This is a genomic window from Arenibacter sp. ARW7G5Y1 (assembly GCF_003201775.1).
Lineage (GTDB): Bacteria > Bacteroidota > Bacteroidia > Flavobacteriales > Flavobacteriaceae > Arenibacter.
This window is the reverse complement of sequence record NZ_QJJZ01000007.1, coordinates 163973-175543: the sequence shown is the minus strand read 5'-3', so window position 1 is coordinate 175543 and position 11571 is coordinate 163973. Positions and strand designations below refer to the sequence as shown.

Here is an 11571-nt window from a genome sequence, read left to right as displayed (position 1 = left end):
ACAACAGCACAAAGATAAAATATTTCGATTATTTATTTTTATTTTCTTTTATTTTCTTTTATATATATTTGTGGTTAATTGAACAAATCACAATCATATGGTTTCTAGTAGCTTGACAATTTTTATCAAAAAACTATTTGCATGACCTCTCTAAAGATTTTATCCCTTATAGGCATAGTAGGATCACTAGCAATAGGTATGCTGATGCAATGTGATAGCCCGGATGGGGACAAAACCAAACCTCGGATATTGATCAGTTCGGATATTGGAGGAACCGATCCCGATGATTTTCAATCCATGATACATTTACTAATGTATTCCGACCTTTTCCAAATAGAGGGCCTGGTTTCTTCCCCCTTTGGCAATGGTCGCAAAAAGAATTTTCTGGATATGATAGATCTTTATGAAAAGGATTTACCCGAATTAAAGCAACAGTTCCCCAACCTGTCCCATCCGGACTCCCTAAGAGCAGTATGTAAACAAGGTTCAAAACTAGAGGCACCTTACAAAGGATACGATAAGGCCACCGAAGGTTCGGAATGGATCATTAAATGCGCCAAAAAAACAACGGACCAACCTCTATGGATTTTGGTCTGGGGTGGTTTGGAAGATTTGGCACAGGCACTACATGATGCACCTGAAATTGAAAAAGACATTAGAGTATATTGGATAGGTGGTCCAAATAAAAAATGGAGCATCAATGCCTATTCCTACATCGTGAAAAATCACCCTAACCTATGGATCATAGAGGCGAATGCTACCTACAGAGGTTGGTTCATGGATTCCGAATCGCCCAATGAACTCAAGGGTAAATCCTATTACGACAACTTTATACAGGGAAGAGGTGCCTTAGGAAAGAATTTTAAAAATCATTATAATGGCGACATTAAAATGGGCGACACACCTTCCCTGGTCTATTTGATGAATGGTGACCCAGATAATCCAATGGGCGAAAGTTGGGGTGGAAGTTTTACCCCAATCACCCACAGTTCAAGAACTATTTTTGAAGGCAACAGTAGTAAGAACGATACAGTAACCGCCTACGCCGAACTGGAATGGAGGTTTAAAGGACCGGACTTGCCCATACCGCAAGATTCCATTTGTTTTACCTTGGAGATTTCCAATCAAACATGGCCAGGATATTACCTTGGCAACGGAACCTATGGAGTACGCTACTCCTCCAAAAAACCGGAAACCGGCAGCTATGTTACCAAAAGCACCATCCCCCAATTGGATGCCCAAAGTGGTCAGTTTGTTAGTACAACCCCATGGCCAGGCAAAACAACCCCCACTGATTACCCCCTTGGTTCCAATTGGTATAGCGACAAGACATCCCCTGACCTTTTTATTGGGGATCAACAGGGGGCAAAAACAATTTCAAAACATCGGGAAGCCTATTTAATGGATTGGGCCAAAAGGTGGCAATCAATAAACAAATAAAAAAGATGAAAATCAACAACCTCATTGCAATCGTTGGCATAGCCTTATTTACAACTATCGCCATTGCACAAGAAAAACCTAGAGTATTTGTTCTTACCGACATAGAAAACGAACCGGATGACGCCATGTCCATGGTCCGTTTTTTGGTATATGCCAATCACTATGATATTGAAGGATTGGCCGCTACCACATCTGTACACCAACAAAACAAGGTGGCGACCTATCGTATCCAAGAAATTGTAAAAGCCTATGGTAAAGTAAGGGACAACCTTGAAAAACACGAATCGGGCTTTCCTTCGGGAGACGATTTGTATTCCAAGATTACAGAAGGACTGCCAGAGTACGGGGTACAGGCCATTGGGGCCGGAAAAGATTCCCCGGCCTCCGAATTATTAATCAAAGCCGTGGATAAAAATGACACAAGGCCGTTATGGGTAACGGTATGGGGCGGGCCAAATGTATTGGCTCAGGCCCTCTGGAAAGTCAGGGAAACGCGTTCAAAAAAGGCATTGGAACAATTTGTCAAGAAATTACGGGTATACACTATTTCCGATCAGGACGATAGCGGTCCCTGGATCCGTAAAGAATTTCCGGATTTATTCTACATTGTGAGTCCTGGCTTTAACGCAGGAGGCGGCTATCATCATGCCACCTGGAGCGGTATTAGCGGCGACTTTTTTCACGCTCGTTGCGATGGAGCCGATTTTAGTATTGTTACAAACGAATGGTTGGATCGGAATATACGGAAAAAAGGGCCTTTAGGGGCCGAGTACCCCAGATGGGATTATCTAATGGAAGGAGACACACCCTCTTTCCTTGGCTTGATCAATAACGGCCTAAGCTATCCGGAACACCCGGAATGGGGCGGCTGGGGAGGCAGATACGAACTCTACACCCCAAGGATGCAAAAGTGGTTTTTATATCCAGAGACCAGACCTATCTTTTCCGATGCTGTAGACGAAGTCCTTGGTACTGATGGCCGATGGCACTCGGGCAACCACGAAACCATATGGCGTTGGAGGGAAGATTTTCAAAACGATTTTGCCGCCAGAATGGATTGGACTATCCTACCATATGACCAGGCGAACCACCCTCCCATAGCCAAACTTGCACATGCCAAAAATCTTGTGGCGAAAAAAGGCGATAAAATACTTTTAAGTGCAAAAGGATCCAGTGACCCTGATAACGATGCCCTATCATACCATTGGTCCATTTACGAGGAAGCCGGAACATTTTCTGTTTCCAGTGCCCGTAGTGGACAACCTGTGGACATTGAAAACTTTGATCAGCCCGAAGCATGGTTTACCGTTCCTACCAAACGGGTTGGGGGTTCCGGCACAGGAACCATGCACGTTATCCTCAAGGTCACCGATCATGGAACACCTCGATTAACACGATATCAACGTGTGATAGTCAATGTTGAAGAGTAACAACTACAAAATGAAAAAAATTCTTTATTCAGGTTTTATAATTCTGCTATTAGCCTGCCACATCCCTGTAAAAGGCCAAAGCCAAAAACAACGCGTAATTATAACCTCGGATGGTGAAATAGACGATGAGTGTTCCATGGTAAGGTTTTTGCTTTACGCCAACGAATGGGATGTTGAGGGTATTGTAACCACAAGTTCCCAATACCATTGGCACGGCCACAAATGGGCGGGAGATGACTGGATAGACCCCTATCTTGAAGCCTATGCGGATGTCTACCCAAACCTTATCAAGCACAGTAAGGATTACCCCACACCCAATTATTTAAAATCGATTAATTTCCTAGGAAATGTTGAAAGCGAAGGAGAAATGGATTCCATTACCCCTGGATCTACACATATAGCCAATGTGCTATTGGATGAATCCGATGACAGACCCATTTGGATTCAGGCTTGGGGTGGCACAAATACCATTGCCAGGGCCTTAAAAACCATAGAGGAAGAACATTATGATAAGATGGCATATGTCGCCAATAAATTACGCTTTTTCTTTATCTGGGAACAAGATGGCACCTATCAATCCTACATTCATCCACATTGGGGAAAGTATAATATCCCTACCATTATAAGTGATCAGTTTTGGGCCGTCGCCTATCAATGGGACAAAATAATGCCCCAGGACAAACAGAAATTTTTTAAAAGCGATTGGATGAAATCGAATATTTTGGAAGATCACGGCCCTCTGTGTTCCCTATACGAGGCGTATAAGGGTGGTAATGATAAGGAAGGGTTTATTGCAGGGGATGCCAAATCTAAAGGGGATTTTAGATCTGAAGGGGATTCGCCGGCGTTTATCCACACTATTCCAACAGGTCTCCGTTCTTTGGAATCGCCAGACTTTGGAGGCTGGGGCGGTCGCTATATCAATGTTCGGGAAAATACTTGGCTGGATCCTGTTCCGCAAGCAGGTTACCATTACCCAGAAGGACGATGGTACACAAAAACAGCATGGGGCAGAAACTATATGCGCGAGGATTATCCTAAAAATATGGATTTAATGAAGGCTTATTTTAAACCTATAACCCGATGGGTCGATGCGTTGCAGAACGACTTTGCCGCTAGGGCCGATTGGTGCATAAAACCATATGACGAAGCTAACCACCCTCCCATTGTAAAACTAACTAGCCCCTTGGATATTACGGCAAAACCTGGGAGTAAGATTAATTTAAGTGCTAAAGGAACAATGGACCCAGACGGTGATCAACTAAACTATTCCTGGTGGCAATATCAAGAGGCCGATACCTTTGAGGGGAACATTGTAATACCAAATGCCCATAAACAGAATATTTCCTTTACAGTACCCCCTATTGCAATGAAGGGTAAAAACATACATATTATATGTGAAGTTACGGACAATGGCACCCCTAAGCTAACCAGGTATCAACGCGTAATTATTACAATTAATTAGTTTTTCAAATGATAGTCCAGGGAGCTTATATAGGACAATTTAAAAATTATATGCCATATAATTCACGAATAAAATCCCTGAATTTGCACTTGTTATTTTTCTCATACTTCCTATTGACAGTATTAAAAGTAGGCGCACAAACTCATTCGCCCAGTATATATGCCAATATTGAATACGGAGAAGTTTCCGGACATAAATTACTCATGGATATTTATGAACCCAACGGACCTGGACCATTTCCGGTTGCCATTTACGTACATGGAGGTGGTTGGACTGGAGGTGATAAGGCCCATACAGCAGATTTACCAGCCTTGGAAATGCTTTCCGAGGCTGGATTTGCGTGGTTTTCCATCAATTATCGTTTAGCTCCAGAGCATCGGTGGCCATCATGTCTAAACGATATACAGACCGCAATTCGATGGGTAAAGGCCAATGCTGAAAATTACAAGGGCGATCCTTCCAAAATTGTCCTTATCGGTTATTCTGCAGGAGGACACTTGGCTAGCTATGCGGCTACCGTTCTTGATGAATCCACCACTGTACAGGCAGTGGTTGCCCTTGCTCCCCTTACGGATTTTGTACAGGAACTACCCAAAAGGGGAAATATACTCGGAAAAGCACAACGAGGCCTCTTAAATCGTCCTCAGGAATTGACCGCTGAATCCCTTGGCATGCTTAAAGCACTATCCCCTATCAATTACATCCGACCCGGACTTCCCCCCTTTCTATTGGTACATGGCAATGCAGATCAATCCGTGCCCTATGAGCAGTCTCTTTTATTCCAAACACAGCTAAAAAACAACGACGTACATTGCGATTTGATTACAATTCCAGGGGCACCACATCGGTTGACCGAATGGAACAAACACCTGCCCAACTACAACAGCCAGGTCATAGCCTGGATCAAAGCAACTCTTGCAACACCACCTAACTAAAACAAAAGAAAATGAGCATTAAAAAAACCATGACTAAAGAAAACAGTTCCTTAAAAAAAAGGATATTGTTAGTTGCACTGACTAGTCTGACCCTTTTTGTAACCGCCCAAACACCATGGCAAAAGGGTGCGTTGGAAGTTTCTTCAAACGGACATTATATTCAACATACCAATGGCAGCCCATTTCTTTGGATAGCCGATACTGGCTGGGGTATGGTCCAGCAATTGACCCGGGAAGAAATTGACCTGTACCTAGATAATAGACAAAAACTTGGTTTTACCGTCATACAGACCGTAGCATTCTGGTATCCACATGGAGGAGGAATGCCAATGGGACCCCATAATGCTGCCAACACCTATGGCTTTCGTCCTTTTAGCGGTAGCGAGGTTATGCCAAATACCTCGGAACCTCTCGTGGTTTCAGGTGGAGGCCCCTCCGCTCCCAATGATTATTGGGACCATATGGACTACGTGGTCCAGGCAGTTAAAAAAAGAGGCCTTTACCTGGCCTTACTGCCCTGCTGGGGCCGTGCCTATATAACGCCACAGATGGGAGGGGCCCAACAGGAATTTACAGAGGAGGAAGCCCGTACCTATGGTGAATTTTTAGGTAAACGGTACCAGGGTGAACCTAATATTATCTGGGTTCTGGGAGGCGATGCAAAAGCCCAAATTGATGGGTATGACAAAAACGCCAACCAACAACAATGGGACAGACGTAATGTGTTTCGCGCCATGGCGGAAGGCATAGCACAGGGCGTCACCGGCCAGCGTCCAAAATGGAACCAAAAACACCCGGCATGGGACAAGGTCTTTATCACTTTTCATCCTGATGGCGACGCACCGGATAATTCTTCAAAATGGTTTCACTCAGATGCATGGCTTACAGCAAATGGGGTTGAAGTGTGGCGCGAACTTGACCAGGTCTACCCAACAATGTTGGGAGATTACCAATTGAACAAACCCGTTAAACCAAGTCTGTTTTTAGAAGGATCCTACGAATATGGTTCCTATCGCCATGTTTGTGGTTGGGTTACACCGGTAAGAGTTCGACGGCAATTTTATCACACCTTCTTTGCCGGGGGTGCAGGTCATACCTACGGGGCAGGCCCCATTTGGTCCATGCGGGGGAATGAGGGGGACTACAATTGTGGCTATACCTGGGAGCAAGCATTGGATTTTCCCGGTGCAGTACAAATTACCAATGTGGCCAAAAAATTTCTAATGGACCACAGCTGGCACCAATGGATACCAAATGGGAATAGTATTTCTGTAATTGGCGAAGGGGAAAACTTAAAAACTGCAGTGACCACAGAGTCGAACGATATGGTAATCGTCTATTTTTCGGACAACTCAACCTGTAAGGTTACAAATATCCTAAATACAGATGCCGAAGCCTATTGGTTCTATCCTAGGGACGGACAAAAAGAAAACATAGCCGCCTTTAAAGAAAATGAATCCCGTGATATGGTACCGCCCACCGGCTGGGAAGATGCCATATTGGTACTTCGGATCGCCGAGTAAAGTATAAAAAGGGAGAATTGCAAATAATCAAAGTAGTGAATTATGAAACACACAATTTTATCGGTGGCAATGGCGCTAATTGGACTTAGTATATACGCTCAACAATTAGCCTTCCCTACTGCCGAAGGGTATGGCAAGTACACCCTTGGTGGTCGCGGTGGCGACGTATATGAAGTCACGAATATCAATGATAATGGTGAGGGCAGCCTGCGTTCCGCGATTGAGGCCAAAGGCCCAAGAACGGTAGTATTCAGAGTTTCGGGGACCATACAACTGAAAAGTGATCTACGCATTAAAAATCCCAATATTACCGTAGCGGGCCAAACCGCACCGGGAGATGGAATTACCTTAAGGGGACGCCCACTATTGATCGACGCCGACGAGGTAATTATTCGCTATATAAGAGTTCGACTTGGGGATGAATCGGGAGAAGAAACAGATGCCATTACTAGCAGATATACCAATAACCTCATTTTAGATCATGTCTCTGCAAGTTGGAGTATCGATGAAACCATGTCTATCTACCACGGGAAGAACATTACCGTACAGTGGTGCATTATTGCCGAAAGTCTTTATAAATCCAACCACCACAAAGGCAACCATGGCTTTGGAGGTATTTGGGGGTCCAATTATAGCACTTACCACCACAATTTATTTGCCAATCATTCCAATCGTAATCCTCGCTTTGCATCAGGATGCGGAAATGTTGACTACCGAAACAATGTGGTCTATAACTGGGGTTACGAATCGGCCTACGGTGCAGAGGTTGCTCAGGTGGGCAATACTAAGTTCAATTTTTCCAATATTAACATGGTGGCCAATTACTATAAGGCCGGGCCGGCCACGGAACCAGGTGAAGTTACACATCGTATAGTAGCCCCATGGTCTCGCAACAAGGAGGACGATTACGGAAAATGGTATGTTTCGGGCAATGTGGTTGAAGGCAACCAGTGGGTATCGGAGAACAATTGGCTGGGAGGGGTACAGCCTCAAGACGGTAGTGAATATCTTAATGGTCTAAAATTGGAACAACCATGGCCGTCATTGGCGATTCACCAACAGCTTCCTGAAGAAGCTTATGCTCTGGTACTCCAAAATGCAGGAACAACCCTGCCAAAACGGGATGCTGTGGATCTTCGAATTATTGGGGAGGTAAAGAACGGAGCTGCCAATTTTGAAGGACCAACCTACAAAAAAGATCATAAAGTTGCCGATCCATCAAAAAAAAGTGGCATCATTGATTCCCAAAATGATGTAGGCGGTTGGCCAGCATTAAAAAGTTTATCTGCCCCAACAGATACTGATCACGATGGCATGCCAGATGTTTGGGAAGAGGCAAACAACCTAGATCCCAAGAATGCAGCTGATAGAAACACCGTAGCCAATGATGGTTATACCATGTTGGAAAAATATTTGAATTCAATTGATAGGTAACCTCATTGGTTCCCTATTATAAATATTATTATTGACCCTTAATCCTATAATTTGAAGTCCAGTTGTTCCCACAGGAGTTTTCTTTTTATAACATATGTGGCATATTGTTTCATCCTGAATTGAACACTGATTTATATGCAATGATATGGCTTCATTGTATATCAAAGAAATGCATAAAAACAAAACTTGAAATGAATGGATTAAAAAAATTATGATACTCCCTATTTCTAGGTTCGTATGGATGACAAACCTTGGGATTGCATCACTACAGGCTAATTCCCAATCCATTCTCTTTTATTAGGACAGTACTTTGATTTATAAATTACTCGGAATAGCGCCAAAAATACAAACTTCTATATTCTTATTTCCACTTTTATCAGGGCCATTGAACGCCTGAATTCTTCAAAACCAGCCCCGATCAACACCTGGAATTGACCTGATTTCAATGGCCTGTTCATGTCCCTGTCCAAAAAAGCCAATGTAATGGTGGTTATGGGATTATTCTAGAATGGGGGTAACATAAAAAATAGCCTCACATCAGTATTGTAGTTGACATCTTTCTGGAATTTCTTAAAAATATCGTTTGTGAGTTGCCAATATTTCTCGCCATACAATTATAAATATCCAGGTAATTTGGCCAAAAGTACCAAGTAAATAGGAACCCATAGCAATTCCTAACATAGGTCAAGTCCGTTTTTTTGTTTAGGCTTTCATCCGCATATATTTTTGCGGTCTCAAGTTCAAATCTATAGATCATGGAAAGTTTTACTTCACGAACATACCCTTCAAAAGGAATCAGATTAAATCCGATAATATCAATTCATAAATCAAAAAACTAAAATAATGAAAAAAATAAGTCTTATACTTTTTAGCATAGCAATTGTGCCCGTACTGTATTTTTCGATGATCAGAACAGCCAAGACCAGGCCGGACACTACTTCAAAATTGGCTTATAATTTTATCAAGTGTACCCCTGCCAAATTTTTATTGACAGCGGTAGATACAACAAAGCAAATTTCCCCTTTATTTGAGAATTTAGGGAATCTGCATTTTTCAATAACCACAGAAAAGCCAAGGGCCCAGGCATTTTTTGACCAAGGACTTAAACTTTCTTATGCCTTTAACCATGCAGAGGGACACCGTTCATTTATGGAAGCGTCACGTTTAGACCCTAATTCTGCAATGACTTACTGGGGACAGGCATTTGCCTTAGGCCCTAACATTAATGATCCATTACCTGATGATGACCGCAAGAAAAAGATAAATGAAGCCATGTCCAAGGCCAAGCGGTTGGCCTCAAAAGCAAGTCCAAAGGAAAAAGCATTAATAGAAGCATTGGCAGCAAGATATAGTGAGGACCTAACAAAAGATGTTTCCGAACTAAATATGGCTTATATGGAGGCAATGGCCAAAGTGGTTAAAAAATTTCCCGAAGACGCCAACATCCTAATATTATATGCGGCATCGGTAATGAATACTGTACCCTGGAATTACTGGGACAAAGACGGAAACGCATCCCCTAATATTGCAGAAGCCAAAGCCGCTCTTGAAAAGGCAATAAAACTTAAACCTGAAAACCCTGGGGGACATCATTATTATATCCATATGGTTGAATTGCCTTATCCGGATCTAGGGGTTCCCAGTGCAGATAAATTGGCCTCTTTAATGCCTGGAGCCGGGCATATAGTGCATATGCCCTCACATATTTACATACGGGTGGGTCGCTATTTGGATGCAGTAAAGGTGAACCAAGCTGCAATAATGGCAGATGAGGATTATATCTCCCAATGTTTTTCCCAAGGGTTGTACCCTCTAGCTTATTACCCCCATAACATACATTTTTTATGGTCTTCTGCCAGTTTATTGGGTGCCAGTGAAATAGCCATAGATGCCGCAAGAAAAACAGCTGAAAAGGTACCTGTTGGAGAATTTGTGGAAATGCCCTTTCTACAAGATTTTGCCGCCACCCCTTTATTGGCCTATACAAGGTTTGGCAAATGGAACGAGATCTTGTCCATACCCGCTCCAAGTCCCAATATAAAACACCTTAACCTCATTAGGCATTATGCACGGGGGTTGGCCTTTATCAGAAAAGGGAATTCGAAGGAAGCTCTAGAAGAATTGAAGGCCATTGACAAACTTAGAAACGACCCAGAACTTGAAACTTTAGTAGCCACTCCAAATAATGCTTCCATACATTCAGCCAATATAGCCTATGAAGTGGTTGCCGGTGAATTGGCAGCGATGAAAGGCCATATGACAAAAGCTATTGAACACCTTCGCCAGGCCGTAGTTATTGAAGATGGTCTAACCTATACAGAACCGTCGGCTTGGCATATTCCAACAAGACAAAATTTAGGGGCAGTCCTAATGCAAGCTGGGCAATATAGCGAAGCTGAAAAAACTTATAAGGAGGATTTGAAAGTTTTAAGACAAAACGGGTGGTCTTTGATAGGGTTATACAATGCCTTAACTGCACAGGGTAAAATTATTGAAGCCAAGAAAATAAAAAAAGAGTTTGATAAAGCATGGCAATATGCAGACATCAAAATAACCAGTTCCATATTATAGTAATAATCAAAACAACCTACGTGATGATAAAACGATTCATATTACCTCTATTGTTTTTCGGAATATCCTTGGCAATACTATTGGTAGCTTTTCCGCCCATGAAGGATCAACTAGCGGTATACAACCCTATAGATTTCAATCCAGAACTTGTGGATAAAGACCTGCACAATTGGAAAAAAAACCACACTATTGGAGATTTTAAATTAATAAATCAAAACGGGAAAACTATCACCCAGCAGGCGTACAGGGACAAAATTTATGTAGCGGATTTCTTTTTCACAAGCTGCCCGAGTATCTGCCCCATAATGACCGATAACATGGTCAAAATTCAAAATGAATTTTTAAACAATGACAAGATGATGCTACTTTCCCTATCCGTTACACCTAACAGAGACAGTATTCCCATATTACGTGAATATGCGGATAAGAAAGGGGTATTGGACACCAAATGGAACATTACCACAGGGGATAAGAAACATATTTATGAACTAGCCCGTAAAAGTTTCTTTGCCGTTACGGATATAGGTGATGGAGGGCTACAGGATTTTATCCATACCACAAATTTTATCCTCGTGGATACTAAAAAACAGATTAGGGGTATTTATAATGGCATCGATGAAAAAGAAGTTTTGCGCCTAATCAAAGACATCAAAAGTTTGCTTAACTAATTTAAAAACACCCTTTTAAATTGAACCCAAATCATTGCCAACCCATAAAGGTATTTAGCCATATTTCCAAAAATTAAACCGGATACGAATAATCACAACAAATTC

The 11571-nt window shown here is 42.4% G+C and carries 8 protein-coding genes; all 8 read left to right on the top strand.

Annotated elements, in window-relative coordinates:
- Nucleotides 1-141 precede the first annotated feature (141 nt).
- The 8 genes from C7972_RS12190 to C7972_RS12145 all read left to right on the top strand — a co-directional run bounded on the left by C7972_RS12190 (nt 142) and on the right by C7972_RS12145 (nt 11466).
- The gene (locus tag C7972_RS12190; protein ID WP_220020897.1) at nt 142-1440 is read left to right on the top strand and encodes a nucleoside hydrolase-like domain-containing protein; all 1299 of its coding nucleotides are present in this window, start codon (nt 142-144) and stop codon (nt 1438-1440) included.
- Nucleotides 1441-1445: 5 nt separating this feature from the next.
- Nucleotides 1446-2870 (top strand): nucleoside hydrolase-like domain-containing protein, encoded by a 1425-nt coding sequence (locus C7972_RS12185; protein ID WP_110356516.1) that lies wholly within the window; start codon nt 1446-1448, stop codon nt 2868-2870.
- A 10-nt stretch (nt 2871-2880) separates the two neighbouring features.
- Complete coding sequence (locus tag C7972_RS12180; protein ID WP_181422875.1) at nt 2881-4335, top strand: DUF1593 domain-containing protein; 1455 nt, start codon at nt 2881-2883, stop codon at nt 4333-4335.
- An 83-nt stretch (nt 4336-4418) separates the two neighbouring features.
- The gene (locus tag C7972_RS12175) at nt 4419-5270 is read left to right on the top strand and encodes an alpha/beta hydrolase (protein ID WP_220020896.1); all 852 of its coding nucleotides are present in this window, start codon (nt 4419-4421) and stop codon (nt 5268-5270) included.
- Nucleotides 5271-5281: 11 nt separating this feature from the next.
- On the top strand, nt 5282-6793 hold the full coding sequence (locus C7972_RS12170; RefSeq protein ID WP_110356454.1) for a DUF4038 domain-containing protein: 1512 nt from the start codon (nt 5282-5284) through the stop codon (nt 6791-6793).
- A 42-nt stretch (nt 6794-6835) separates the two neighbouring features.
- Nucleotides 6836-8227, top strand: coding sequence for a polysaccharide lyase family 1 protein (locus C7972_RS12165; RefSeq protein ID WP_110356453.1), 1392 nt, complete (start codon nt 6836-6838; stop codon nt 8225-8227).
- An 843-nt stretch (nt 8228-9070) separates the two neighbouring features.
- Nucleotides 9071-10798: a hypothetical protein gene (locus tag C7972_RS12150; protein ID WP_110356450.1), complete on the top strand. Its 1728-nt coding sequence runs from the start codon at nt 9071-9073 to the stop codon at nt 10796-10798.
- 23 nt (nt 10799-10821) lie between these two features.
- Nucleotides 10822-11466, top strand: coding sequence for an SCO family protein (locus tag C7972_RS12145; RefSeq protein ID WP_110356449.1), 645 nt, complete (start codon nt 10822-10824; stop codon nt 11464-11466).
- Nucleotides 11467-11571 lie beyond the last annotated feature (105 nt).